General features: G+C 62.9%; 25 protein-coding genes. 16 read left to right on the top strand and 9 right to left on the bottom strand.

From position 1 onward, the window contains the following. The first annotated feature begins 44 nt into the window (after window positions 1-44). The gene (locus AABA34_RS01245) at window positions 45-2,507 is read left to right on the top strand and encodes a TonB-dependent receptor (RefSeq protein WP_252259303.1); all 2,463 of its coding nucleotides are present in this window, start codon (window positions 45-47) and stop codon (window positions 2,505-2,507) included. Window positions 2,508-2,672: 165 nt separating this feature from the next. Further along, window positions 2,673-3,905, top strand: coding sequence for an aromatic ring-hydroxylating oxygenase subunit alpha (locus AABA34_RS01250; RefSeq protein WP_051700404.1), 1,233 nt, complete (start codon window positions 2,673-2,675; stop codon window positions 3,903-3,905). Window positions 3,906-3,919: 14 nt separating this feature from the next. On the opposite strand, the gene AABA34_RS01255 is transcribed toward AABA34_RS01250, so the two are convergent. After that, the gene (locus AABA34_RS01255) at window positions 3,920-4,690 is read right to left on the bottom strand and encodes an SDR family NAD(P)-dependent oxidoreductase (protein WP_338303538.1); all 771 of its coding nucleotides are present in this window, start codon (window positions 4,688-4,690) and stop codon (window positions 3,920-3,922) included. A 9-nt stretch (window positions 4,691-4,699) separates the two neighbouring features. Beyond that, a complete protein-coding gene (locus AABA34_RS01260) occupies window positions 4,700-5,647 on the bottom strand; it encodes an SDR family oxidoreductase (RefSeq protein WP_338303539.1) in 948 nt (315 codons plus the stop codon). Between the two features lie 129 nt (window positions 5,648-5,776). Between AABA34_RS01260 and AABA34_RS01265 the strand changes: the two genes are divergently transcribed. Together AABA34_RS01265 and AABA34_RS01270 are read left to right on the top strand one after the other, a co-directional pair. Next, entirely contained in the window at window positions 5,777-6,778 is a 1,002-nt protein-coding gene (locus AABA34_RS01265; RefSeq protein ID WP_338303540.1) for an NADP-dependent oxidoreductase, read from the top strand. Then, window positions 6,775-7,314, top strand: coding sequence for a nuclear transport factor 2 family protein (locus tag AABA34_RS01270; RefSeq protein WP_338303541.1), 540 nt, complete (start codon window positions 6,775-6,777; stop codon window positions 7,312-7,314). The genes AABA34_RS01265 and AABA34_RS01270 overlap by 4 nt, the downstream gene beginning before the upstream one ends. Here AABA34_RS01270 and AABA34_RS01275 read toward each other — a convergent pair. Then, complete coding sequence (locus tag AABA34_RS01275; RefSeq protein ID WP_338303542.1) at window positions 7,311-7,742, bottom strand: PaaI family thioesterase; 432 nt, start codon at window positions 7,740-7,742, stop codon at window positions 7,311-7,313. The two genes, AABA34_RS01270 and AABA34_RS01275, sit on opposite strands and share 4 nt — an antisense overlap. Window positions 7,743-7,829: 87 nt before the next feature. Here AABA34_RS01275 and AABA34_RS01280 point away from each other — a divergent pair, with 87 nt between their 5' ends. Next, window positions 7,830-9,422, top strand: coding sequence for a fatty acid--CoA ligase (locus AABA34_RS01280; protein WP_338303543.1), 1,593 nt, complete (start codon window positions 7,830-7,832; stop codon window positions 9,420-9,422). Further along, a complete protein-coding gene (locus AABA34_RS01285) occupies window positions 9,422-9,961 on the top strand; it encodes a VOC family protein (protein WP_338303544.1) in 540 nt (179 codons plus the stop codon). The genes AABA34_RS01280 and AABA34_RS01285 overlap by 1 nt, the downstream gene beginning before the upstream one ends. Here AABA34_RS01285 and AABA34_RS01290 read toward each other — a convergent pair. Continuing rightward, window positions 9,958-10,314 (bottom strand): hypothetical protein, encoded by a 357-nt coding sequence (locus tag AABA34_RS01290; protein WP_338303545.1) that lies wholly within the window; start codon window positions 10,312-10,314, stop codon window positions 9,958-9,960. The two genes, AABA34_RS01285 and AABA34_RS01290, sit on opposite strands and share 4 nt — an antisense overlap. Further along, entirely contained in the window at window positions 10,311-10,844 is a 534-nt protein-coding gene (locus tag AABA34_RS01295) for a carboxymuconolactone decarboxylase family protein (protein WP_338303546.1), read from the bottom strand. Before AABA34_RS01295 ends, AABA34_RS01290 begins: the two co-directional genes overlap by 4 nt. Window positions 10,845-10,965: 121 nt before the next feature. Between AABA34_RS01295 and AABA34_RS01300 the strand changes: the two genes are divergently transcribed. After that, window positions 10,966-11,319: a nuclear transport factor 2 family protein gene (locus AABA34_RS01300; RefSeq protein WP_338303547.1), complete on the top strand. Its 354-nt coding sequence runs from the start codon at window positions 10,966-10,968 to the stop codon at window positions 11,317-11,319. Here AABA34_RS01300 and AABA34_RS01305 read toward each other — a convergent pair. After that, window positions 11,316-11,840, bottom strand: coding sequence for a nuclear transport factor 2 family protein (locus tag AABA34_RS01305; protein WP_338303548.1), 525 nt, complete (start codon window positions 11,838-11,840; stop codon window positions 11,316-11,318). The genes AABA34_RS01300 and AABA34_RS01305 overlap by 4 nt on opposite strands. An 86-nt stretch (window positions 11,841-11,926) precedes the next feature. Here AABA34_RS01305 and AABA34_RS01310 point away from each other — a divergent pair, with 86 nt between their 5' ends. Then, entirely contained in the window at window positions 11,927-13,192 is a 1,266-nt protein-coding gene (locus tag AABA34_RS01310; RefSeq protein ID WP_338303549.1) for a cytochrome P450, read from the top strand. Between the two features lie 47 nt (window positions 13,193-13,239). On the opposite strand, the gene AABA34_RS01315 is transcribed toward AABA34_RS01310, so the two are convergent. Further along, a complete protein-coding gene (locus AABA34_RS01315) occupies window positions 13,240-14,871 on the bottom strand; it encodes an FAD-dependent oxidoreductase (protein WP_338303550.1) in 1,632 nt (543 codons plus the stop codon). 102 nt (window positions 14,872-14,973) lie between these two features. Between AABA34_RS01315 and AABA34_RS01320 the strand changes: the two genes are divergently transcribed. After that, on the top strand, window positions 14,974-15,762 hold the full coding sequence (locus AABA34_RS01320) for an SDR family NAD(P)-dependent oxidoreductase (protein ID WP_034956694.1): 789 nt from the start codon (window positions 14,974-14,976) through the stop codon (window positions 15,760-15,762). Between the two features lie 11 nt (window positions 15,763-15,773). On the opposite strand, the gene AABA34_RS01325 is transcribed toward AABA34_RS01320, so the two are convergent. Beyond that, a complete protein-coding gene (locus AABA34_RS01325) occupies window positions 15,774-16,586 on the bottom strand; it encodes an SDR family NAD(P)-dependent oxidoreductase (protein ID WP_338303551.1) in 813 nt (270 codons plus the stop codon). A gap of 128 nt (window positions 16,587-16,714) precedes the next feature. Here AABA34_RS01325 and AABA34_RS01330 point away from each other — a divergent pair, with 128 nt between their 5' ends. The 3 genes from AABA34_RS01330 to mobA are packed head-to-tail and all read left to right on the top strand — an operon-like array spanning window position 16,715 to window position 17,988. Next, a complete protein-coding gene (locus tag AABA34_RS01330) occupies window positions 16,715-17,128 on the top strand; it encodes a nuclear transport factor 2 family protein (RefSeq protein WP_338303552.1) in 414 nt (137 codons plus the stop codon). A 4-nt stretch (window positions 17,129-17,132) separates the two neighbouring features. Next, the gene (locus AABA34_RS01335) at window positions 17,133-17,474 is read left to right on the top strand and encodes a putative quinol monooxygenase (RefSeq protein ID WP_051700388.1); all 342 of its coding nucleotides are present in this window, start codon (window positions 17,133-17,135) and stop codon (window positions 17,472-17,474) included. Beyond that, window positions 17,419-17,988, top strand: a complete 570-nt coding sequence (mobA, locus tag AABA34_RS01340; protein ID WP_338303553.1) for a molybdenum cofactor guanylyltransferase — start codon at window positions 17,419-17,421, stop codon at window positions 17,986-17,988. Before AABA34_RS01335 ends, mobA begins: the two co-directional genes overlap by 56 nt. Here mobA and AABA34_RS01345 read toward each other — a convergent pair. Continuing rightward, a complete protein-coding gene (locus AABA34_RS01345) occupies window positions 17,978-18,979 on the bottom strand; it encodes an NADP-dependent oxidoreductase (protein ID WP_338303554.1) in 1,002 nt (333 codons plus the stop codon). The two genes, mobA and AABA34_RS01345, sit on opposite strands and share 11 nt — an antisense overlap. Before the next feature lie 115 nt (window positions 18,980-19,094). Between AABA34_RS01345 and AABA34_RS01350 the strand changes: the two genes are divergently transcribed. From AABA34_RS01350 to AABA34_RS01365, 4 genes are read left to right on the top strand one after another with little or no spacing between them, the layout of a single operon-like run. Next, window positions 19,095-21,245, top strand: a complete 2,151-nt coding sequence (locus tag AABA34_RS01350) for a molybdopterin-containing oxidoreductase family protein (protein ID WP_338303555.1) — start codon at window positions 19,095-19,097, stop codon at window positions 21,243-21,245. Between the two features lie 25 nt (window positions 21,246-21,270). After that, window positions 21,271-22,281, top strand: coding sequence for an NADP-dependent oxidoreductase (locus tag AABA34_RS01355; RefSeq protein WP_338303557.1), 1,011 nt, complete (start codon window positions 21,271-21,273; stop codon window positions 22,279-22,281). Next, entirely contained in the window at window positions 22,281-23,045 is a 765-nt protein-coding gene (locus AABA34_RS01360; RefSeq protein ID WP_338303558.1) for a ThuA domain-containing protein, read from the top strand. Before AABA34_RS01355 ends, AABA34_RS01360 begins: the two co-directional genes overlap by 1 nt. Then, on the top strand, window positions 23,042-23,422 hold the full coding sequence (locus tag AABA34_RS01365) for a limonene-1,2-epoxide hydrolase family protein (protein ID WP_252259324.1): 381 nt from the start codon (window positions 23,042-23,044) through the stop codon (window positions 23,420-23,422). Before AABA34_RS01360 ends, AABA34_RS01365 begins: the two co-directional genes overlap by 4 nt. Window positions 23,423-23,483 lie beyond the last annotated feature (61 nt).

Here is a 23,483-nt window from a genome sequence, read left to right on the forward strand (position 1 = left end):
TGGGCGCCGGGGCGATGCTTCTGCGCCGTCAAGGGAGAGAGCATATGACCACATATAACACCCGGATTGCCTCCAAATTCGGCGCCACAGGATTGCGGCGCGCGCTTTTGAGCGGGGCCGCAATGGCTGCATTTGCCGCCGTGCCGCAAACCGCGATGGCGCAGGACAATGAAACCGCGGAGGACGGTAACGAATTTGGCGAGCGGGTGATCGTGGTGCAGGCCCGTCGCCAGAACGAAAGCCTGCAGGAAGTGCCCGTCACCGTCACCGCGATCGGCGGCGATGTGCTGGACAAATTCAGCGTCGACAATGTCGCGGACGTGACCAGCCGCGTTCCCACGCTGAACGTTCAGGTCGGCGGTTCGGGTTCGGGCGGCCAGCTCAGCCTGCGCGGCGTCGGCTCCTCTAACATCTCGGCCTCGTTCGATTCGGCGGTCGCCTTCGACTTCGACGGCATTCAGGTTTCGACCATGCGCCTCGTGCAGGCCGGGTTCTTCGACACCGAACAGATCGACGTGCTGAAAGGCCCGCAATCGCTGTTCTTCGGTAAATCGGCCACCGCCGGCGTGTTTGCGATCCGTTCGGCCAACCCGACCCCCAACTGGGAAGTCGGCGGCCGGGCCTCGTATGAATTCGAGGAAAAAGGCTACCTGCTCAGCGGCTACGTTTCCGGCCCGATCAGCGACACGCTGGGCGTGCGTCTGGCAGCGCAGTGGAACGATATCGACGAATTCCAGATCCTTCAGGATGGCACCCCCGCCGTCAATCAGGAACGTGGTCTCACGGACCTGATCGTGCGCGGTACGTTGCAGTGGGACCCGTCCGACCGGTTCGATGCGAACCTCAAGGTACAATATACCAAGAACGAGAATGACGGCGCAATCGGCACCGCCGAAATCGGCTGCGGCCCCAATGGCCTCCCCGATCCGGTCTTCCTTCTCAGCGGGGGTCTGGTGATCCCCGGCGGACACGACTGTAACGTCACCGATCAGCGCTATTTCATCCCTGATGCGGCGCCGCAGCTTGCACCGGGCGTGCCGACCCCGTCGGAAGCGGCCGGACGCAATGGCGTTCCCTTCGGCGAAACCGAAATCTGGTTTGCACGCCTCCTGTGGAACCTCGATCTTTCGGACACGCTGACGCTGACTTCGACCAGCGGCATTCTCGATATGGAAGCGGTCGATTTCGATTGTTATTCCTATGTCGGCGTGTTCCCCGGTGGCGTCCCCGGCGGTGCCGGTTGTTCGGACCCGATCAACGCGCTGGAGCAATACAGCCAGGAACTGCGTCTGACTTCGGATTTCGACGGCCCATTCAACTTCATGATCGGCGCCTTCTACGAAGACCGCACCATCGTGTTCGACACTGCCCAGCAGGGCGTCAACATCTCGTTCCTGGGCGCGGACCCGGTTACCGGCTTCACCTATGACTGGGACAAGATCCAGACCACCAAGACCGAAGCGCTGTCGTTCTTCGGGTCGACGATCATCGACCTGACCGACCGGCTCGAGCTTTCGGGCGGCATCCGTTGGACCGACGAAACCAAGGTGTCCTTCATCGAAGTGCCTTACCTGCACACCTTCCTGCAGGGCCCGGCTTTCGTGTCGCCGGGCTTCTTCTCGGGCCCGATCAACTTCCAGGACGACAATTTCTCGCCCGAAGTCACCCTGCGGTATCAGGCGGCTGACGACATCAACGTCTTCGCCTCGTTCAAGACCGGCTTCAAGTCGGGTGGCATCGACAACTCCGCACTGCCGTCCAACAGCCTCAGCGTCGCGGCGCTGTCGGGTGACTTCGGATCGCTGATCTTCGACTCCGAAGAGGCGATCGGCGGTGAAATCGGCTTCAAGTCGCAGTTCGATGATCGCAACATCACGCTGAACATGACGGCGTACTACTACGTCTTCACCGATCTGCAGGTGCAGAACTTCAACGCCACCACCATCCAGTTCGTCACCAGCAACGCGGGCGAGCTGACGACCAAGGGTGTCGATCTGGAATTTGCATGGCGCACCCCGGTGGAAGGTCTCAATATCTCTGCCAACCTCGCCTATCTCGACGCGCAGTATACCGACACCTTCCTGCAGCCGGGCGGCGCGGGTGGCACGATCGACCTTAACGGTCGCCGCGCCAGCCAGTCGCCGGAATGGTCGGGCAATATCGCCGCCGACTGGACGGTGCCGATCAACGACAGCCTGGAATTCCTGTTCTCGGGCAACGCCGCCTATAACGACGGCTACATCACCGACGAAGCCACGCTGAACGACTTCGTCCAGCCCAGCTTCTGGACGCTCGATGCGACCGCGGCGATCGGTCATCCGGACGGCAATTGGCGGCTTTCGCTGATCGCGACCAACCTGACCGACGAAATCTTCGTCATCACCTCGGGTGGTCGTCCGTTCCTTGCCCCGGCAGGCAACGCTCTCGGCCTTCCGGCTGGCGACGACCTCGTGCTGACGCAGAACCGTGGCCGTCAGGTCTTCGTGGAGGCGAGCTTCCGCTTCTGATCACTTCTCCACTCCCCCATGTTCCTCGTGGGGGCCGAGCGGGCGGGCCGAAAGGTCCGCCCGTTTTCGTTTGATCATCCGCGGCGTGCGCGCCTCATAAAAACACGCATTGCGGCAAGCGATCATGACAGCGCATCCTGTCAGGCAAATTGGGAGGACGGACACATGTCGCGCGAAGAACTCATTTCGATGACCCGCAACCTTGTCGCGCACGGGGCGGCGGACACGATGGAATATGCCGACGAGATCGTGCGCATTCCGGCAAGCAGCTACACCGACCCCGACCTGTTCGAGAAGGAAAAGCGCAACATCTTCCGCCGCCTGCCGCTGATGGTGGCTCCTTCATGCGAATTGCCCGAGCCGGGCGATTACAAGGCGATGGACATCTGCGGCGTGCCGCTGCTGCTGACCCGCCAGCGCGACGGCAGCGTGGGCGCATTCCTCAACATGTGCACCCACCGCGGCAACCCTGTGGTTCCCAACGGTACCGGCAAGGGCACGCGCTTCACCTGCGGCTATCACGGCTGGACGTTCAAGAACGACGGCGATCTGGTCGGCGTTGCCAGCCCCAAGGATTTCGGCGCGGTGGACAAGGCCGCGCTGTGCCTCAAACGCTTCCCGGTCTACGAAAGCGCCGGGCTGATCTGGGCGACGCTCGATCCCGACAGCAAGCTGTCGATCGCGGACTACCTGTGTGGCTATGACGATTTGCTCAAGGCGTTCGAATTCGAAGGCTGGACTTTGTTCGCGCAGCGCACCCTGGCTGGGCCGAACTGGAAGACGGCCTATGACGGCTATCTCGATTTCTACCACTTGCCGGTGCTGCACAAGGACACTTTCGGCGCGGATTTCTACAACCGCGCCAACTATTTCGCCTTCGGCCCGCACCAGCGGCTTTCGACCCCGTCGAAATTCGCGATCAAGGTATCGGGCGATGATGATCAGCAGATGGACCTTGAGGTGCTGTCGGATGACGAGCTGCCGCAGGAAGTGCTGGTGCAGGGCGTGTGGACGATCTTCCCGCATATCTCGATCGCCAGCTTCTACGGCGGCGGACAGCGCGGGGCGATGATCTCGCAATTGTTCCCCGGCGAAACCGTGGGCGAAAGCTACACCACGCAGTTCTATGTCATGGAAAACCGGCCCGAAACCGAAGCCGACGTCAAATCGGCGCACGAACAGTTCGATTTCCTCGAAATCGTGGTGCGTGACGAGGACTACAAGACGGGCAAGCGCCAGCACGAGGCGCTGCAATCGGGGCTGATGAAGGAAGTGCTGTTCGGCCGCAACGAGCGCGGCGGGCAGGTCTTCCACCAATGGGCTGCCAAGCTGACCAATGCGAGCGACGAGGAACTGCTGGAAATCTTCGCCGCAGAGCAGCGTCAGGCGGCGGAGTAGCGCTTCAGGCGGAGTTATTGGGCGGTGTAACCACCATCCACGACGAACTCCGCTCCGTTGACATATCCCGCTTCATCAGAGGCGAGGAACAGCACGCAATTGGCGATGTCTCGCGGATCGCCCAGCCGCCCGGCTGGAATGGCCGCGACGATGGCATCGTAATTGGCGGAATTGTCCTCCAGCCCCTGCTGCTGCATGTTCGTTCGGATAATGCCAGGATGGACCGAGTTCACCCTGATGCCCTCTGGCGCGGTTTCGAGCGCGACCGACTTCGTCATCAGCTTCACTGCGCCCTTCGTCGCCGCGTAGGATGCGCTGCCGCGAAAGCCCACTTTCCCGGCGACTGACGAAAGATTGATAATCGCCCCGCCGTTGCCGCACTGGCGCATTGCCCGCACGCCTGCTTGCGTTCCCATGAAGCAGCCGACGACATTGACCTCCAGCTGCCGTCGCAGCCCGGCAAGCGCGTGATCGTCGGCAATCGCGGCAATGTCGAGGATACCCGCATTGTTGACGAGGATATCGAGCCTCCCGTGGCGGGCAAGGATGTCGTCGACCACCCTCGTCCAGTCGGATTCCGAGGCGACATCCTGCGGCATGGCCTCAGCCGCGAGGTTCCGCTCGCAGATCAGCCGCGCGCTTTCCTCGACGCCGGCGGCATCGACATCTGTCAGGATTACGATCGCGCCTTCTTCGGCGAGCCGTTCGGCAATGGCAAAGCCAAGACCGGGGCGCGATGCGCCACCGGTCACCAGAGCGACTTTGCCTTCAACCCTGCGGGTCATGCGCCAGCCCTACCCGAAGGCAGGCCGGAAGTTGCTTTCGCCCCAATCCTGCCGCTTGGTCCATTCGCCCAGCGTTTCCAGCTTGCCGTCAAGTTCGGGGAAGCGTTCGTAGACGTGGTCCATGTCGACTTCAAAGGGCCGCGTGGGCGCTTCGTTGTTGTATTCGTAGAAGGCCTGAATCCCCTTGGCGAAATCCTCGCGCATTTCGGGCGGCATCGAATCCCCGGCGGCTTCGACGAGATAGCGGCCGAATTCCTCGGGCGTGCAGGGATCGTAGGTGATATCCTTGTCGAGCGCCTCGCACAGGTATTGCGTCACCTGCTTACCCACCAGCCGCTCCGGCCCGCCGATGTTGAGCCATGCGCCTTCCATGTCGGGACGTTCAAGGCTGGTCAGCATGAATTTCGCCACGTCATCAAGGCTGATCCAGTTGGCCTGGAGGTTGGGGTTGTGCGGGTACACATAGCGCCCTTCGTTGACGATGAAGGGGCGCGCCCAGTTGGTGAGCAGATTGTCCATGAACAACACGCTGCCGAACACCGTGCCGGGGCAGCCCGAGCGCCACAGCGCGTTGATGCCCTTGGTGTTCTCGCCATAGGTGAAAGGATCGCCGGGCTTGTCCGGAATCCAGCTGGAGGTGTTCCACACCAGCCGCTTGACCCCGATCTCCGCCCCGACCTTGCCGAGATCGCCGATCAACACGGCGCGATCGGCGCGGGCCTGCAGGGGATGGGTGTAAAAAATGTAATCCGATCCTTCGAGCGCGGGCTTGAATGTCGACGGATCATAAAGGTCCATCGGGCGCACTTCGACCCGTTCGATCCCGTCGATCTTGGCGCCGCCGAAGGGGTCTTCCTGACGCGAAATCGCGCGCACGTCATACCCGGCCTTCAATGCCTGCCGGACCTGCGCCATGCCCTGCCTGCCCGATGCGCCGACCACCGTGATAAGTGCCATGTTCTCTCTCCCTCAATTCGTTTGTCCAAGACTACGAAGGAGAGCCGCGCCCCGCACCGCGCCAAAGTGATAGCACCCTAGCAAAAGCGCGGCTTGTCGTAGCGTCGGCGCGCTTGGACAACCGGATGCATGGACAACAGATACTGGCGCATAGAACGCCGACCGGAGGGGACGGATTTCGCAGGCGCACTGGCGCTGGTGGAAGAACCGCTGCCCGAACTCGGCGAGGGCGAAATCCGCATCCGCAACGCGATGCTTTCGATGGATGCGGGCACGCGCCTTTGGCTTACCAGCCGCGAAGACGGATACCAGCCACCGCTGCCCGTGGGCGCGCCGATGACGGGGCTCGTCCTGGGTGAAGTCATCGCCAGCCGCGCGCCCGGTTTTGCCGAAGGCGATCTGGTGCGCGCATTCGGCGTCTGGGGCGACATCAGCCAGGTCGATGCGGCGATGTCGGGCGCGGTGAAGCTTGACCCTTCGGTCGCGGACAGGCGGGCATGGTTCGGCCCGCTCGGCATGAATGGCTGGACCGCGCTGTGGGGGATCGAGGAAACCGGCGCTGCCAAACCGGGCGAACGCGTGCTGGTATCCGCCGCCGCCGGGGCGACAGGCATACTCGCGGTGCAGATCGCAAAACTGCTGGGCTGCGAGGCCTGGGGCATTGCCGGAGGGGCGGAGAAATGCCGTTACCTGACCGGCGATCTGGGGATTGCCGGGGCGATCGACTACAAGGCCGGCGGCGTCGGGACGCAATTGGACCAGGCCGGCGGGTTCGATGTCTATTTCGACAATGTCGGCGGCAATCTGCTTGACGCGGTGCTGACGCGGATGAACCATTATGGCCGCATCGCCGTGTGCGGGCTGCTGGCCGATTATGGCAGCACCGCCAGAACCTCACCGCGCGAATTTGATCAGGTGCTGATGCGAAGGCTCCGGATCGAAGGCTTCTTCAGCCCGGATTTCATGGATCAGGGCGAACGGCTGACCGCGCGGCTCAGGGGCTGGGTCGACGAAGGCAAGCTGATCATGCCCTATGACGTCACGAACGGGCTAGAGAACACGCTGGCCGCCTACTCAAAGCTGTTCACCGGCGGCAATATCGGCAAAGTCATAGTGGAGCTGGACGCATGAGCATCAGGATCGAAGACCGCGAAGCTATCCGCGACATTATCACCGCCTATGCCCATGCGATCGACCGGCGGCGATGGAGCATGATGGAGCATCTGTTCCACGCGGATGCCCGATTCCGCTTTGGCGTGGTGGAAGGCGACTGGCGCGGCTTCGTGGATCAGGCGCGCGCGATCATCGATCCGTGCCTCGCGACACAGCACCAGCTGGGACAGGTGCAGTTCGGATTTGACGGCGATACGGTCTGCCACACCGAAACCTACATGACGGCAATGCACACGATTCCCGCCGGATACCCGATCCCCGATGTCTTCCCGGACAAGGGCAAGATCTATTCTGCCGTCATCGCGGGTCGCTACGTCGACCGGTTCGAAAAGCGAAGCGGCGAATGGCGCATCGCTCAGCGCACCGGCCTGTATGACTGGCGCGAGTTCCGCGAAGTTGAAGGGGTTGACCTGTCTGACACGCCGGAGGGCGCATCGGGCTTTCACGATGAACGCGATCCTTCGACCCCGGTGGTGGCGCGCTTTCTCGGCTAGGGCCGCAGAATCGCGAAGACCCCGCTCATCGTCGCCACGGCTTCGCCATCGCACACGATTTCGCCGCTGGTGTAGGCCGTGCGCCCGCCAAGGCGGTCAATCCGCACCTGCGCCTCCAGCCAGTCGCCAAGGCGAGCCGAACGCAGGTAATTGACCTGCAAGGCTATGGTTGACGGGGCAAGCCGCGGGCGCTCCGCATCATAGATCGCATGGCTGAGAGCGACATCGGCAAGGGTAGAGATTACCCCGCCATGCGCTGCATCCTGATAATTGATGTGGTGCGGACAGATGCGCAGACCCACCAGCATCGGCCTGCCGGGGCGGGCTTTCAGAAAATACGGCCCGCCATGATCGAGAAATCCCGGCGAAAAACCGGCGGGTTCGTACCCCTCGGGAATGTCGGCGTCTGAGCTGTTCCGTTCGGCCATGATCGCCACCTTACCACCGCGCGCGGCACTTCCCGCTATGATTTGTGCCAATGCCCCATGCGCTGCGCTGCGCCTAATCTTGCGCCCATGGCACAAGACACACTTACCCGCGCGCTCGAAAGCGCAGCTTCCTTTTGCGATATCGTGCGTGAACACGCCTTGCACTCGGGCGACACCGCCGCCTTTACCTATGGCGACGAGGTGATCACTTTTGCCGAGCTGAACGAAGGCAGCAATCGCGTGGCCAATGCGCTGGTCGCGATGGGAGCCGAAAAAGGCGACCGCGTCGCCTTCCTCGGCAAGAACCACCCGCTTTACTTCGAGGCGTTGCTGGGCGCAGCCAAGATCGGCGCGGTGATGACCCCGGTGAACTGGCGCCTCGCCGCGCCCGAAGTCGCCTATATCCTCGACAATTGCGAAGCGCGGATCGTGTTCGTGGGTGAAGGCTTTGCCGACATTCTGGCAAAGGTGCGCGGTGACTGCCCGAAGGTCGAGCAGGTCATCGGCATCGACGCGCCTGACCATTCCGGGGCGGATTACCGCACCTGGCGCGACGGCTTCCCACCGGACCCGGTGCCTGCGCGCGTCGGGCTGGAGGATGACGCGTTGCAGCTCTACACCTCGGGCACCACCGGCAAGCCCAAGGGCGCGGTGATGACCCATGGATCGATCCTTTCGAGCCGGGCCGAAGGGTATGACCGCGAATGGCAGGAGCCGATCCCGGGCGATGTCACACTGCTCGCCATGCCTTGCTTCCACATCAGCGGCACCGGAACGGGCATCGGCACGATGGTGGCAGGCAGCAATTCGATCGTGCTGCCCGAATACGATCCGACCAAGGCGCTCGACCTGATCGAAAATTACAACATCTCTAAAATCTTCCTTGTCCCCGCCGCGATCCAGATCCTGCTCAATCATCCGCGCGTGCACGAGGTCGATTTCAGCCGCCTCAAATACATCACCTACGGCGCCTCGCCGATCCCGCTCGAACTGATGAAACAGGCAATGCGGGTGCTCGGCTGCGGATTCGTGCAGATGTACGGCATGACGGAAACAAGCGGCACGATCGTCGCGCTTGATCCCGAAGATCACGTGCCCGAAGGCTCCCCCCGGATGCGCAGCGTGGGCAAGCCGCTGGCGGGCGTCGAAATCAAGATCATCGATGAAACGGGCAATCCGGTCCCGACAGGGACGGTGGGTGAAATCGCCACACGATCGTCGAAGAACATGCGCGGTTACTGGAACAACCCGCAAGCCACCGCCGACACCATCGACGCGGACGGCTGGCTGCGCACCGGCGATGCGGGCTATCTCGACGAGGATGGCTATCTCTACATCCACGACCGGGTGAAGGACATGATCATCTCGGGCGGCGAAAACGTCTATCCGGCGGAGGTCGAAAACGCGATCTACGCCCACCCCAAGGTCGCCGATGTCGCGGTGATCGGCATTCCGTCTGAGAAATGGGGCGAGGAAGTGAAGGCCTGCGTTGTCGTCAAGGCGGGCGAAGAGCTGACCGAGGCCGAAGTGATCGCCCACGCGCGGGAGCATATCGCGGGCTACAAATGCCCCAAGTCGGTCGACTTCATCCCCGCGCTGCCGCGCAATCCGAGCGGAAAGATCCTGCGCCGCGAACTGCGTGCGCCCTATTGGGAAGGGAAGGATCGCGCGGTCAACTGATGCAGGACGCAGGCAGTCTTGCGATCCGGCAGGTCGCCTATTTCGTGCCCGACATCGAAGCCGCCGCACGCGCTCATAGCGAAATCTTTGGCTCAGGCCCGTTCTTCGTGCTGCGCCACATCCCCCTCGCGGCAAGCGAACATCGCGGCGTGCCGCATCGTTTCGATCATTCATCAGCCTATGGGCAATGGGGCGGTGTCATGATCGAATTCGTCGAACAGCACGGGGACGGACCCAGCGCGATGCACGATCTCTTTCCTGCGGGATCGGGGCGATTCGGACTGCATCACATGGCCGTGTTCGTCGAAGGTCTCGACGCCGCCATCGCCGATTTCGAAGCACGCGGGCATCCGCTCGCCCAGCTTTCCGAAGTGGAAGGCGGGACGCGCTTTGCCTTCATGGATGCGAGCGCCACCCTCGGCCACATGATTGAACTCTACGAGCCGGGCGAGGCGCTGCTCGGCTTTTACGCGATGGTGCGCGATGCAGCGCGCGACTGGGACGGGACGGACGTGCTGCGCGAATTGCAGCGAAGCTAGGCGCTCAGCCCTGTCAGCCCCACCTTTTCCGCCCGGCATTCGGCATCGGCCAGCGCGGCGACCACGCTGAACGCAACGAAACGCTCCTCTCCTAATTCGGCCACCACCGCGGCGGCTTCCTCGTCGGTGATCGCGGTGTGCTCGAACGGAATGCGCCGGGCATAGGCCAGCGTTGCGGGGGGCGCGGTTCCGACAGGCGGCGGAAGATCAATCCCGTGCACCCCGGCCACTGCGTGACGCACCTGCGCCGTCAACTCCTCGCCCAGCGCCTCGTGTGCGGCCTTTCGAAATTCCTCGAACCCCGTGCGCAAATCGGGATTGGCGGCAAGCGCCTCGGCCACCGGGCCGTTCATTGCACCGGCTCCGTCGGAGCTGGCGTGGGCAGGACGGTGCGATCCATCACTTCGGGTTCCAGCCCCATCGTGATCAGCGCCTTGGCCAGGGCCAGAAACAACGTCAGCCCGAGGCCCAGTTCCGCGATCTGTTCGGGCGAAAGATGGCGCTTCAGCGCGGCTTCGGCATCGCCGGTGAGCAGTTCGGGATCATGGATGAAGGCATCGGTGAATTTCAGCACCGCCTTTTCCGCCTCCGTAAGCCTGTCCGAGCTTTCATAGCCCCAGTCGATATCATCGACGACATCCTCTCCCAGACCCTGCCCCAGCGCCTTGTCGAAACGCACATTGCGACAGAACCCGCATTCGGTGACCCGCGCGTTGCGCATCCGGGCAACTTCCTTGAGTCGGGCCGAAAGCACATCGCTGCCCCAGAAGCGGCCATACAGGCGGGTGAAAGCGGCGGCGATCGCTGGTTGGTGCGCGAGGACCGAGCCGAAGTGCGCGGGCTCTCCCGTCAAGGCCGAGGAAACGCGGGGGATGGTGGACATGATGTCTCTCCTTTGCGGGATCCAGGATAGCCCCGGCTCCGGCGCGATGGCCCCTCCACATTTTCGCAGGGGTGCAGGCTGCGCCCTTCGTGGCATTGTCGCTCCAGCAAGGGAGAGTGGCATGGCAGGCGAAGCGCAGCGCGTGATCGAGCAATTCTGGGCAATCCAGGACGAAGGCGACTACACCAAACTCGCCCCGCTGTTTGCCGAGGATGCCGTGGTCGAAGACCCGGTCTGGGGCACGTACAACGGGCGCGAGGCGATCCTGGGTTTCATGACAATGATGATGAAGGAAATGGGCGAGCGCCAGATCCGCTTCACAGTCGATGAAATCTGCGGCGACGATAACGCCTGCTGGGCGCGCTGGACAATGCATTCACCCGAGGGATCGCGTGGCGGCTGCGGCATTTACAAGGTCGCTGGCGGACAGTTGACCTACTACCGCGACTACATGGACCCGCCGGTCGAGGCCTAAAGCTTGCGATAGGCCGGATGCCCCGCCGCATCGATCCGATAGGTCGGCAGCGGGAAATCGGGATCGGGTTCGAACAGCGGCTGGCCGGTGAGGGGCGATTTCCAGTCGAGGATATAGGTGCGCGCAGAGATGCGCCATTCGTCCCCGTTTTCTCCGGCGCGTTTCTCCCATTCGTCGAGATAGCGCCCGCCGATCATGTCCCCGGCGATAGTGCCGTCATCCTGCCACCGGCCACCGCCGAAAATGCCGTAGCATTCGCTGCTGGCGGACGTGGGCGAATGAAACCGGATGAGCGGCTGCGAAAGCATGTGCCAGCGCCGCGCCAGATTGCTCTCGGTTTCCATCACGACGGGCAGGAAATCCTCGGCGCGCCCGGTGAAGAAGCCGTATTCGATCCGCGCATCGGGCCAATAGCAGCTCGCCTGCCCTTCGGCGTCGAGCCAGTCCAATGTGCGGCAATACCGCTGGATCACCTCGCCGATCTCCTGCTTGTCGAGCAGTTCCTGAAGTTTCGCGTCCATCGCACCCTCTCCAATCCGTCAGTTGTTGTCAGACACTATCGGACTGATCCTGACTGCAACGCCATTCGCAGTTTCGGGAGGGAAACTTGGCCACGAAAAGCGACATCAACCTGTTCGATCCCGACCTGCAGCAATGCCCCTATGACGCGTACAAGCGCCTGCGGGACGAGGCCCCGGTCTACAATATTCCGGGCACGCCGATGTATGTCGTCAGCCGCTATGACGACGTGCGCGAAGTGTTGATGGACCCGGCGCGGTTTCCCAGTTCGGCTTCCGAAACGCAGTTCCGCGCATCCGATGGCGATGTCGAGCGTGCGCGCAAGGTGATGGAACGCTTCGAGGCGAATGGCTGGGTGCCTGCCCCCACGCTGAATGGCCGCGACGATCCCAATCACAAACAGATGCGCGCGATGTTCAACGAGGCGTTCAAGGCATCCAAGATCAAGGCGATCGACCCGCAGGTGGAAAGCCTCGCCTATGAACTGATCGACGGGTTTCTGGCCGAAGGCAAATGCGAATGGGTGCGCCAGTTCTGCGTACCGCTGCCGCTGTTCATCATCGGCGAACAGATGGGTGCGGCACGCGAGGACATGTGGCGGATCAAGCGCTGGACCGACGCTTTCTTCCAGCGCATTTCGATGATGCTGCCCGAAGACAGGCATCTGGAGATGGTCGACCGCGAGATCGAGGCGCAGCACTATTTCCAGCCGATCTTCGAAAAGCTGCGCGCCAACCCGGACGACAGCCTGATCAGCGTGCTCGTCAACACCGTGATCGAGGAATGGGGGCGCCCGCTCACCGATAACGAACTGCATGCAGAAATGATGGCGGATACCTTTGTCGGCGGGAGCGAGACGACCACCAATGCGCTGGCGGCGGGGATGAAGCTGCTGATCGAGAACAAGGACGTGTGGCAGCAGCTCAAGTCCGATCCCGATCGTTACATGAAGACCTTTGTCGAAGAGGTGGTGCGGCTGGAAAGCCCGGTGCAGTCGCTGATGCGCTTCGTGAAGGAGGAGACAGAACTGGCCGGGGTCACGATCCCCGCAGGCGCGATCGTCAATGTCCGCTTTGCCGCCGCCAATCGCGATGAGCGCGCTTTCGAATGCCCGGAAAAACTCGATCTCGACCGGCCCAAGGCGGGCAGTCACATGGGCTTTGGGTCAGGCACGCATCACTGCTTGGGCGCGCCGCTGGCACGCAGGGAACTGATCTGGGGCTTTACCGCCGTGGTCGAGCGGTTCGAGGACATGTGGTTCGCGCCGGGCAAGAACGATTTTGCCTATCACCCGCATTTCCTGCTGCGCTCGCTCAAGGAGCTGCACATCGAATTCGAGCCGAAGCGGCGCTAGAGCGTTTTCCGACCATTCCGGGTTATCTGGATTGGTCGGAAAGCGCTCTAAGCATTGGCCCGCGCCGCGCTGCGGCCGGCGATGTATCCGAATGTCAGCGCCGGGCCGAGCGTCCCGCCCGCCCCTGCATAGATCCCGCCCGTGGGGCAGGCGATGGCATTGCCCGCGCCGTAAAGACCGGGAATGGGTTTGCCGTCATGCCCCAGAATGCGGGCCGAGCCATCGGTTCGCGCGCCGCCATTCGTGCCCAGCAGCCCCATGCGGATCTCCACCGCGTAGAACGGCCCGCGCTCCACAGCGCCCAGTGTTACCGCAGTCCCTTCACGCGTCCGATCTCCATAGAAGTGATCGTAGGCCGAAGTGCCGCGCTGGAAATCGGGATCATGCCCGGCCCTCGCATGATTGTTGAAGCGCGCCACCGTAGCCTCCAGCGCATCGGCGGGAACCTCGATATGCCCGGCCAGCGCGTCAAGCGTGTCTGCGCGCGTGACCCAGTCAGGCACCGGCTGCCCCGGAAGGCGCGGCCCGATGGGATAGCGATCGACATAATCCTGATCGAACACCAGCCACGCGGGCAGGTTGGGATAATCATAGGTCTGCGGATCGAACTGGTGGAATGCGCCCGCCAGCGCGGAGTAATTCGCCGCTTCGTTGCAGAACCGCTCGCCCTTGCGATTGACCATCAGCGAATGCGGCACTGTCCGCTCGATCAGGACAGGGGCCGCGCGCTGCTGTCCGGCGAATTGCGGGGCGGGCCATGGATTGTCGGGGATCACGAGCGTCGGCGCCCACCAGGCTTGCGTCATGTTGCCCAGCTTCGCGCCGCTCGTCAGCGCCAGCTTCAGCCCCTCTCCCCGTGCAGTGGGGGGGGAGGCGGGCGCATCCATCGGGCCGCGCAGGAACGCCTGCCGCATGTCCTCGTCCCATTCGAAGCCGCCGGTGGTGATGATCACGCCGCTTTTCGCGCTTAGCGCATACGGCACGCCCTCGCGTGTTCCCTCGATCCCGCAAATCCGGCCATCGCGCTGCACCAGTCGGTGCGTCTCGACATTCAGGATCGGCTCGATCCCGCGGACAAGGCACGCCTTGAGGAGTCGCCCGACCATCGCCTGCCCGAACCCGCGTTCATTATTGGCGATGCGGCGCTGCAATTCTTCCGGCGGGACGATGCCGCTGCCCCCACCCAGAGGGGTTTCGCGCAGCATCATCGGCTTCAGTTCCTCGATCGCGGTGATGCGGCTCGCCCATTCGCCCAGTTCGCCCAGCGCAAACAGATCATGGTCAAGCGCCCGCCCGCCTTCGGGTTTCGCGCCGGGCCGGTCGAGATAATAGTCGGGATAGCCGTCAAGCAGCGCGACCTTGAGCGCATCGATCCCTTCGAGGAAGGCAAGCGCATCCGGTCCGCTGTCGACAAATGCCTCAAGCGTTTCATCCACCAGATCGCCGTGATCAAGCGCGCGGAAATAGGCGAGCGCCTCCTCGCGGCTGTCGGCCATTCCGGCGGCGCGCTGGCGCGGATTGTCCGCCACCCAGATCACTCCGCCCGAAATCGCCCCGGTTCCGCCCACGCGGTCAAACCGTTCGATCAGGGCGACGCTTGCTCCGGCTTCGTGCGCCGCGAGCGCGGCTGTCATTCCGGCAGGGCCGCATCCGAGGATGATGATATCGGGATCGCTCATGGGCACATAGACGCTGCGCGCGGCCAATCGGGCAACCCGTCATTTTGGCAAGGTGCACAGCGCCCGTCCTCTCGCTACGCATCCTTGCAAAGGAGAGACGGCATGAAACTCGAAGGCAAGGTTGCAGCGATCACCGGCGGCACGGCGGGGCTGGGGCGCGGAATTGCAGAGGCATTCCTGCATGAAGGCGCGAAGGTCGCGCTGTTCGCCCGCAATCCCGAAAAGGGCGCGCGCGTGGTCGAGGAATTGCGCGTCGGCCGCGGCGGCAAGGACCGGGTGATATTCGTGCCCGGTGACGTGATGAACCAGGCCGATGTCGAAGGCTTCATCGACAAGACCGTGGAGGCTTTCGGCACGCTCGACATCCTCGTCAACAATGCGGGCGGCGCGGGCGACCTTCAGCCGATGGTAAACCTGTCCGACGAAGCCTTTGACGAGGCGATGAAGTGGAACGTCTATTCCACCTTCTGGGCGACCCGCAGGGCCCTGCCGACAATGCTCGCCAAGAAGGACGGGCGGGTGATCAACATCTCTTCAATGGAGGGCAAGCACGGCAAGCCGGTGTTCACCGCCTATACCGCCGCAAAGCACGCGGTGAACGGCCTGACCAAAAGCCTTGCGCGCGAAGTCGGCGAACAGGGGGTGACGGTGAACGCCATCTGCCCCGGCCTCGTCGTCACCGACATCATCAAGAACAACGGCCCCGAAACCGCCAAGGCGATGGGCATGGAGTTTGACGACATGATCGCGATGTTCGCATCCGAAGCCGCGATCAAGCGCCCCAACAAGGTCGAGGAAATCGCGGCCATGGCGCTGCTGCTGGCGAGCAAGGAAGGGGCCGGGATTACCGGCGCGATGCTGAGCGTTGACGGCGGAACCGCGCAATACTGACGCGGATCGGGTCAGCCTTCCTGCAATTTCGCCATCGCAGCGCCCACGGCGGCTTCGATATCCCTTGCCTGCGGATTGCCGCGCAGGGTCAGGCCGCCGTTGGGCTGGATGTTCTGCCCGGTGACAAAGGCATGATCGGTGCACAGCCACAGGCAGGCATGCGCCACATCCTCTGACGTGTTGAGCCGCCCCAGCGGGTATTTCGGCATGAAGGCATCGACAAGGCCGGGTACCTGAAAGCTTTCCGAAGTCATCGGGCTTTCGGTGAAGGCCGGAGAAACCGTGTTGGCGCGAATGCCCAGATGGCCGAAATCATTGGCGACGCATTCGATCATCGCTTCGCCCGCCCGCTTGGTACCGATGTAGGCCGCGTGATTGTTGATCAACGCCTTGGTCGTCGCCGATGACAGCGAGATGATCGAGCCGCCGGTCGGCTCCTGTTCGCCCATCACCTTGACGAAGGCTTGCAGGAAATGGTGCACGCCCTTGAATTGCAGGTCGGTGATCTGGTCGAGCTGTTCCTGCGTGGTTTCCAGCAGGTTCGCCAGCAGCCCCCAGCCGGTGCAGTTGATCGCGGCATCGACCCGTCCGTATTCCGCCTTCGCCTTCTGCGCGAGCGCGTGCACCTCGTCATGGCTGGTGATGTCGCACAGCGCGTAAGTGCCGCCGATTTCCTCTGCCAGCGCGGCAAGCGGGGCTTCCTTGCGCCCGGCAACCATCACTTTTGCGCCTTCGCTGGCGAACAGGCGGGCGATCACCTGCCCCATGTTGCCCTCGCTTGCAGCCCCCAGAATGACCGCGCTCTTGCCTTCCAACTGGCCCATGCTTTCTCTCCTGTCTCTATTACCCGCACACTAGCTGCGGCGGGCGACCCATGCCCTTCCCAAAAGTGTTCATTGTTCATCCCCGCACGCTCTTGGATAGGGGCAGGGTATCAAGGGAGAGGCCAGCTATGTTCAGAGGACCAGCCGAAGACCGTCAGGCGATCGCCGAACTCAACGGAACCTATGCCGATGGCGTGGTACGCAAAAGCGCGGCCACATGGGGTACCGTCTGGGCCGAAAACGCCACATGGGATTTCTTCGGCAATCTGTTCGAAGGCAAGGCGGCGATCGTCGGCTTCTGGGAACAGGCGATGAGCGGGATCGAAGCTGTCAGCTTCCATTGCGTGCCCTGCATGATCGAAGTCACCGGCGACACCGCCACTTCACGCGTGCAGACGCAGGAAATCCTCCACATGAAAGACGGCAAGACCCGCGTTGTCGGCGGACTTTACGAAGACGAATTGGCGAAGATCGACGGCGCGTGGGTGTTCACTCACCGCAAGTTCGGGATCGTCGCCGAATACAACCCGCAAGAAGGATAATTCGATGGCCAAGATTGTCATTGCCGCCCAGATCGACCTTGACCCTGCTCAGCGCGAGGAAGCGCTAAGGACCGCCAAGCCGCATATCGACGCCGCGCTCGCGCAGGACGGCTGCATCGCATACGACTGGAGCGCCGACGGCAACGATCCGGCACGGGTCAACGTGTTCGAGGAATGGGAAAGCGAGGAAGCGCTGGCCCACCACTTCGCCAATGCCGCCTATGCCGGGATGCGCGATCACATCGGCCAGTTCGGGCTGACGGGCGCCGCCAGCAAGAAATACCGCGTCGATGCGGAAGGGCCGGTCTACAACGCCGAAGGGCAGGCGACCGAGGCGTTCGATTAGGCTGCTCGGAGCGATCCTTGCCGGGGGACAGGCACGCCGCTTTGGCAGCGACAAGGCGCATGCGCGCTACAACGGGTTCCGACTGATCGATCTCGTATTCGATCATTTGAGCGCCCAATGCGATGCCATCATCGTCTGCGGACGCGAAGAGCCGGGCTTTGATTGCATCCCCGATTTGCCGGAAGCCGGAATGGGGCCGCTCGGTGGATTGAACGCGGCGCTGCACCACGCTCGCGCACAAGGTTTCAGCCACGTGTTGAGCGCGGGGTGCGATGCCCCCAACCTGCCGCCCGACCTCGCGCAGACGCTTGCCGGAGACGGTGCGGCGATCGTGCAGAGCCAGCCGGTCGTGGGGCTATGGCCAGTCGAGCTTGCGCCGGTTCTGGCCTCGTTCCTCGATGATGGTGGCCGCGCGCTTTATCGCTTTGCCGAAGGTGTCGGGGCACGACGGATCGCGTTCGACCCGCCGCTGCTGAATGTGAACACTCCGGGCGATCTGCCGCCTACAGCTTGAGCATCTGTTTCCCGCGGTTCTTGCCAGTGAACAGCCGCTGGAGCGTATCCGGCGCGTTCTCGAAACCGTGCTGGATGTCTTCCTGATATTTCAGGCTGCCATCCTTGACGAACCCTTCGAGCCGCTTGCGGATGCCGGGAAATTCGCTGGCCCAGTCGAGCACGATGAAGCCCGCCATAGTCCCCCGACGGAACACCAGGTTGAAGTAATTCTCCGGCCCGGCAGGCAGGCTGCCCGTTTCGTACCGGCTGATCCCGCCGCAGATCACCACGCGGGCGCCGGTGGCGATGCAGGCGAGCATGTCGTTGAGGATTGCGCCGCCGACATTGTCGTAGATCACATCGACGCCGCGCGGGCACAGCTCCTTGATCTGCGCCTTCACATTGCCCGCCTTGTAATCGATGGCGGCGTCGTATCCGGCTTCCTTGACCAGCCATTCGCACTTTTCCGCGCCGCCCGCGATGCCCACGGCTCGGCACCCGGCGATCTTGGCGAGCTGGCCGACGATGCTGCCCGTCGCCCCGGCCGCGCCCGAAACCAGCACGGTATCACCGGCCACCGGCTTGCCGACCTTGAACAGCCCGCAATAGGCCGTCAGCCCTGTCGTCCCGAGCACCGAAAGAACGGCGGTGGGCGACAGGTCGGTTTCGACCTTGGTCAGTTCCTTGCCATCATGGATGAGATATTCGGTCCAGCCGGTCGTCCCGAACACGAAGTCACCGACCGCGAATTTGCCGTCATTGCTTTCGACCACTTCGCAAATGCCGCTGCCGCGCATCACGTCGCCGATCGCCATCGGCGCGACATAGTCGGCGATGTTCTCCATCCAGCCTTTCTGCGCCGGATCGAAGCCGAGATAGCGGGTCGCCAGCACCATTTCGCCGGGCCCCGGATCGGGCAATTGGGTTTCTGCCAGCTTGAAATCATCTTCGGCGATACCCCGGCCGCGCGGATGTCCGTTCAAGAGCCATTGGCGGGTGGTGGTAGGCATGGGCGTTTCTCCTTCGCCGCCTGTAATGCGCACCTCACCCCGATGCCTCCACGGACAAAAGTGTCAGTCGCTGCACGGCGGCGCTCTGGTATCTCTTGCACCAAGGAGAGAAGTCATGGGTGTCGAGACTCACAAGACGTTTTGCCGTTTCTGCCACGCCAATTGCGCGATGGAAGTCGATGTCGAGGTGACCGAAGCCGGGCGCAAGGTCATCGAAGTGCGCGGCGATCCCGATGATCCCGCTTTCGGCGGATACACCTGCTTGAAAGGGCGCGAGCTGCCGGATTCGCACAATGCGGAACATCGCCTGCACCACAGCCTGGTGCGCGATGCCAATGGCGAATTTCAGGAAACCGCCATGCCCGATGCGCTCGCCCATGTGGCCGAGACGATCCGCCGCGTGATCGACGAACACGGGCCGCATGCGGTCGCCGTGTTCATGGGATCGGGCGGGTATCAGAACAGCGCCGCCATGGCCGCCTCGCTCAGCTTTGCGCAGGCCATCGGCACGCGCAATTTCTACACCTCGGTGACGCTCGATCAGCCCGCCAAGGTGTTCACCACCGCACGTTATGGCAAATGGATGGGCGGGCCGAACACCTTTTCGGAAAGCGATGTCGCGCTGCTGGTGGGCAACAACCCCATTGTCTCGCATTATTCCCCGCCGGGCGGCGTTCCGCCGTTCAGCCCGTCGCGCCGCATCCGCGATCGCAAGGCCGAAGGGATGAAGGTGATCGTCGCAGACCCGCGCGAAAGCGATGTTGCGCGGCTTGCAGACATATACCTGCCGGTGAAGCCGGGCGAAGATCCCGCGCTGCTCGCCGGGATGCTCAACGTAATCATTTCCGAAGAGCTGTATGATCGCAATTTCGTCTCCGCCCATGTCGACGGGTTTGAAGAACTCGCCGAAGCGGTGAAGCCGATGACGCCCGAAGTGGCGGCAGAGCGCGCCGGGGTGGACAAGGATCAGCTCGTCGCCGCCGCGCGGATGTTCGCAGGCGGATCGAAAGGCTGCGCTGTCACCGGCACCGGCCCGGAAATGGCGGGCAACGGCACGCTGACCGAATATCTCGTCACCTGCCTCAACACCATCTGCGCCCGCTTCAAGCAGGAGGGGGAGAAAGCCGCGATCCCCGGTGTCTTCACCAATATCAACGGCCCGCGCCGCGCGCAGGTCGGCCCGCCGATGCCGATGTTCGGCGCCGAAGGCATGGCGAAATCGCGTTTTCGCGGGCTCGGGCAGCTCGGCTTCGAAATGCCGTGCAATGTGCTGGCGGACGAAATCCTCACCCCCGGCGACGGCCAGATCCGGGTGCTGATCTCGGTCGGCGGCAATCCGGTGGTGGGCTTCCCCAACCAGCAGAAGATGGTGCGCGCGCTCGACGATCTCGACCTGTTCGTGCAGATCGACCCGTGGATGAGCGCCAGCGCAAAGCGCGCCGGTGTCGTGCTCGCCCCGTCGCAATGCCTTGAGCGTGAAGACATCACCAACCTGTCGGAATGGTGGCACGAAACCGCCTACGCCCGCTATGTCGAAGCGGTCGCGACGCCTCCGGGCGACGTGATCGACGAATACGAGATGTTCTGGACGCTGGCGCAGCATCTGGGCGTGCAGATGAACCTTGCAGGCGGGCCGCTGCCGATGGATCGCAAGCCGACGAAGGAGGAATTCCTCGATCTGATGACAGCCGGCTGCATCGTCCCGCCCAGCCAGGTGCGCAAGGATGCGCAGGCGACGGGCGGCGCGGCGGTGGTCTATGAAGACAAGCACCCCGTCGTCGGCCCGGTGGAGGAAAGCGAGTTCCACCGCTTCAACCTTGCCGCAGGCGACATGCCCGCCGAATTGCTGCGCTATGCCGACAATCCGGCGGCGCGTGCGGGTTACGAATTCAAGCTGATCAGCCGCCGTTCGAAAACCCGCTTCAACTCGATCGGGCATCCGCTCAAGAAGCTGCGTGAAAAGACGACGACCAACCCGGCCTATATCCACCCGGACGACATTGCCGCGCTGGGGCTGGAAGAAGGCGGGATTGTCGAGATCACCAGCCCGCACGCCACGATTCACGGCGTGGTCAAGGCCAGCAACAAGGTGCGCCGGGGCCTCGTGTCGATGGCGCATGCCTATGGCGATGCCGACGCGTCGAAAGAGGATGTGCGCGAGCGCGGCTCTTCGACCAACCGTCTGACCAGCGACGAGGTGGATTACGATCCGATCACCGGGCAGGCGCTGCAAAGCGCGATCCCGGTGAAGCTTGTCGCCGCCTGACCCGTAACGAACAAAAGGAATTCCCATGCCCGACAACCGGCGCTTCCTCCTCCAGCGTCGCCCCGATGGCGAACCTGTCGCGCAAGACTTCGAGCTTGTTACCGAGCCGACGCCCGAACTGGCGGAGGGGCAATTCCTGATCCGCAACCATTACGCCTCGCTCGATCCGGCAATGCGCGGATGGATGGACGCAGGCGGGAACTATATGCCGCCGATCCCACTGGGCGATCCGGTGCGCGCCAGCACCATCGGCGTGGTCGAGGAAAGCCGCGCCGACGGGTTCGAAAAGGGTCAATGGGTCATGGGCCTCAACGCGCTGGAGGACTATTCCATCGGCGTAGCAGGCGGCTTTACCCAGCCGATCGACCCGTCATTGGTGCCGAGCGTCACCAATTACCTCTCGATCTTCGGCGCGGTGGGGATGACGGCCTATTTCGGTTTCCTGGAAGTGTGCGAACCCAAGCCGGGCGAAACCGTGCTGGTATCGGGCGCGGCGGGCGCGGTCGGCAGCCTTGTCGGCCAGCTGGCGAAAATCCACGGTTGCCGCGCTGTCGGCATTGCCGGCGGGCCGGTGAAATGCGCGCGGCTGACGGAGAAATACGGCTTTGACGCCGCAATCGACTATCGGGGCAAGGACGAGGCCGCGCTGACCGCCGCCATAGCCGAAGCCTGCCCGGACGGGGTCGATGTGATCTTCGAAAATGTCGGCGGGATCATCCTTGATGCCGGGCTGATGAACCTCAAGCTGCATTCGCGGGTCGGGCTGTGCGGCCTGATCAGCGAATACAACACCGAGCCGCGCGGCATCCGCAACCTGTGGCAGCTGATCGTCAAGCGCGCGCATATCCGCGGGCTGCTGGTGGCGGATTATGTCGAGCGTTTCGGCGAAGGCGCGGTGAAGATGGGCGAATGGGCCGCTGCCGGGAAACTCACCATCGACGAACATGTCGATGAAGGGCTGGAACATGCTTTCGACAGCTTCATGCGGCTGTTTGCCGGGACCAATGACGGCAAGATGATCCTCAAGATCGCCTGATGGGATCGCTGCTCGTCCTGTCAGGTGGCCATCCCTATGAGGAAGGACCGTTTGACGAGCTGATCCACGCACTCGGCAACTGGGACGTCACCCATCTGGTGCATCCCGAAGCGGAGCAGAAGGTCGCCGATGGGGCGCTGAACGAAGCCGACGCGCTGCTGTTCTACGACATGGGCGGGTACACTTTCGCCGATGGGGCGGTGGCGGTGCGAGCGCCTTCGCAAGCCTTCCGGAAGGCGATCACGCAGCGGTTTTCGTCTGGCAAAGGCGCGGTGGCGATGCATCATGCGCTCGCCGGTTGGGCCGAGTGGCCGGAATGGCATGACTGGCTGGGAGGGCAGTTCCACTACCAGCCCGGAAAGCACGGCCCGGATTCCGGCTATCGTCACGATGTCGCCTACGATGCGCGTATCGTGGCCAGCCATCCCGTGACGCAGGGCCTGCCCGAAAGCTTCTCCGTTACCGACGAGCTGTATCTCTGCCCGATCGATGAAAGCGCGATCACACCCTTGGCACGCGCCGAAGGGTTCGATTTCACGCGCGACAATTTCTACTCAGCGGCAAATGCGGTCGCAGGCGAGATGTTCAGCCGGGAGGGGTGGGATCACCCTCAGGGCAGCAATTGCGTCGCCTGGGAAAGCCGGACCTGCCCCGCCCCGCTCGTCTATCTGCAATTCGGCGACGGGCCCGATACCTATGCAAACCCGCATGTGCGCCGGATGCTCGAACAGGCGCTCGAATACACTTCAGGAGGAACCGCATGACCCCGATCGAAACCATCGAAGCCTTTATCGCCGCTTGGGACGAATATGATCTGGAGAAGATCTATTCCTTCATGGCCGAGGATATCGAATGGAGTGACATCCCGCTTTCCACCGTGAACGGGATTGCGCAGGTCCGGGCCAAGATGGACGGCTTTCCCGGCGTCGAGGCCTGCGGATTTGAAACCCACCATATCGCCGCCAATGGCAATGTCGTGCTGACGGAACGGACCGACTGGTTCCAGATGAAGGGGCGCAAACGCTCGATCCGGGTGATGGGCACCTTCGAATTGAACGACGAAGGCAAGATCGCCCGCTGGCGCGACTATTTCGACAGCGCCGAATTTGTCCGGGAATTCGGCGATCTGGCGGGTGGCTGAGCGTCGCGGCAGCCTTTTGACACCACGCAGATGACGCAACCCTAACACATTCGCGCATCGC

The organism is Erythrobacter sp. Dej080120_24, from assembly GCF_036322605.1.
Lineage (GTDB): Bacteria > Pseudomonadota > Alphaproteobacteria > Sphingomonadales > Sphingomonadaceae > Erythrobacter > Erythrobacter aurantius.

What these genes read in the sequence shown, in the direction of transcription:
- AABA34_RS01245 (WP_252259303.1), top strand. Translation starts at nt 45, where the DNA reads ATGACCACATATAACACCCGGATTGCCTCCAAATTCGGCGCCACAGGA.
- AABA34_RS01250 (WP_051700404.1), top strand. Translation starts at nt 2,673, where the DNA reads ATGTCGCGCGAAGAACTCATTTCGATGACCCGCAACCTTGTCGCGCAC.
- AABA34_RS01255 (WP_338303538.1), bottom strand. Translation starts at nt 4,690, where the DNA reads ATGACCCGCAGGGTTGAAGGCAAAGTCGCTCTGGTGACCGGTGGCGCA.
- AABA34_RS01260 (WP_338303539.1), bottom strand. Translation starts at nt 5,647, where the DNA reads ATGGCACTTATCACGGTGGTCGGCGCATCGGGCAGGCAGGGCATGGCG.
- AABA34_RS01265 (WP_338303540.1), top strand. Translation starts at nt 5,777, where the DNA reads ATGGACAACAGATACTGGCGCATAGAACGCCGACCGGAGGGGACGGAT.
- AABA34_RS01270 (WP_338303541.1), top strand. Translation starts at nt 6,775, where the DNA reads ATGAGCATCAGGATCGAAGACCGCGAAGCTATCCGCGACATTATCACC.
- AABA34_RS01275 (WP_338303542.1), bottom strand. Translation starts at nt 7,742, where the DNA reads ATGGCCGAACGGAACAGCTCAGACGCCGACATTCCCGAGGGGTACGAA.
- AABA34_RS01280 (WP_338303543.1), top strand. Translation starts at nt 7,830, where the DNA reads ATGGCACAAGACACACTTACCCGCGCGCTCGAAAGCGCAGCTTCCTTT.
- AABA34_RS01285 (WP_338303544.1), top strand. Translation starts at nt 9,422, where the DNA reads ATGCAGGACGCAGGCAGTCTTGCGATCCGGCAGGTCGCCTATTTCGTG.
- AABA34_RS01290 (WP_338303545.1), bottom strand. Translation starts at nt 10,314, where the DNA reads ATGAACGGCCCGGTGGCCGAGGCGCTTGCCGCCAATCCCGATTTGCGC.
- AABA34_RS01295 (WP_338303546.1), bottom strand. Translation starts at nt 10,844, where the DNA reads ATGTCCACCATCCCCCGCGTTTCCTCGGCCTTGACGGGAGAGCCCGCG.
- AABA34_RS01300 (WP_338303547.1), top strand. Translation starts at nt 10,966, where the DNA reads ATGGCAGGCGAAGCGCAGCGCGTGATCGAGCAATTCTGGGCAATCCAG.
- AABA34_RS01305 (WP_338303548.1), bottom strand. Translation starts at nt 11,840, where the DNA reads ATGGACGCGAAACTTCAGGAACTGCTCGACAAGCAGGAGATCGGCGAG.
- AABA34_RS01315 (WP_338303550.1), bottom strand. Translation starts at nt 14,871, where the DNA reads ATGAGCGATCCCGATATCATCATCCTCGGATGCGGCCCTGCCGGAATG.
- AABA34_RS01320 (WP_034956694.1), top strand. Translation starts at nt 14,974, where the DNA reads ATGAAACTCGAAGGCAAGGTTGCAGCGATCACCGGCGGCACGGCGGGG.
- AABA34_RS01325 (WP_338303551.1), bottom strand. Translation starts at nt 16,586, where the DNA reads ATGGGCCAGTTGGAAGGCAAGAGCGCGGTCATTCTGGGGGCTGCAAGC.
- AABA34_RS01330 (WP_338303552.1), top strand. Translation starts at nt 16,715, where the DNA reads ATGTTCAGAGGACCAGCCGAAGACCGTCAGGCGATCGCCGAACTCAAC.
- AABA34_RS01335 (WP_051700388.1), top strand. Translation starts at nt 17,133, where the DNA reads ATGGCCAAGATTGTCATTGCCGCCCAGATCGACCTTGACCCTGCTCAG.
- mobA (WP_338303553.1), top strand. Translation starts at nt 17,419, where the DNA reads ATGCGGAAGGGCCGGTCTACAACGCCGAAGGGCAGGCGACCGAGGCGT.
- AABA34_RS01345 (WP_338303554.1), bottom strand. Translation starts at nt 18,979, where the DNA reads ATGCCTACCACCACCCGCCAATGGCTCTTGAACGGACATCCGCGCGGC.
- AABA34_RS01350 (WP_338303555.1), top strand. Translation starts at nt 19,095, where the DNA reads ATGGGTGTCGAGACTCACAAGACGTTTTGCCGTTTCTGCCACGCCAAT.
- AABA34_RS01355 (WP_338303557.1), top strand. Translation starts at nt 21,271, where the DNA reads ATGCCCGACAACCGGCGCTTCCTCCTCCAGCGTCGCCCCGATGGCGAA.
- AABA34_RS01360 (WP_338303558.1), top strand. Translation starts at nt 22,281, where the DNA reads ATGGGATCGCTGCTCGTCCTGTCAGGTGGCCATCCCTATGAGGAAGGA.
- AABA34_RS01365 (WP_252259324.1), top strand. Translation starts at nt 23,042, where the DNA reads ATGACCCCGATCGAAACCATCGAAGCCTTTATCGCCGCTTGGGACGAA.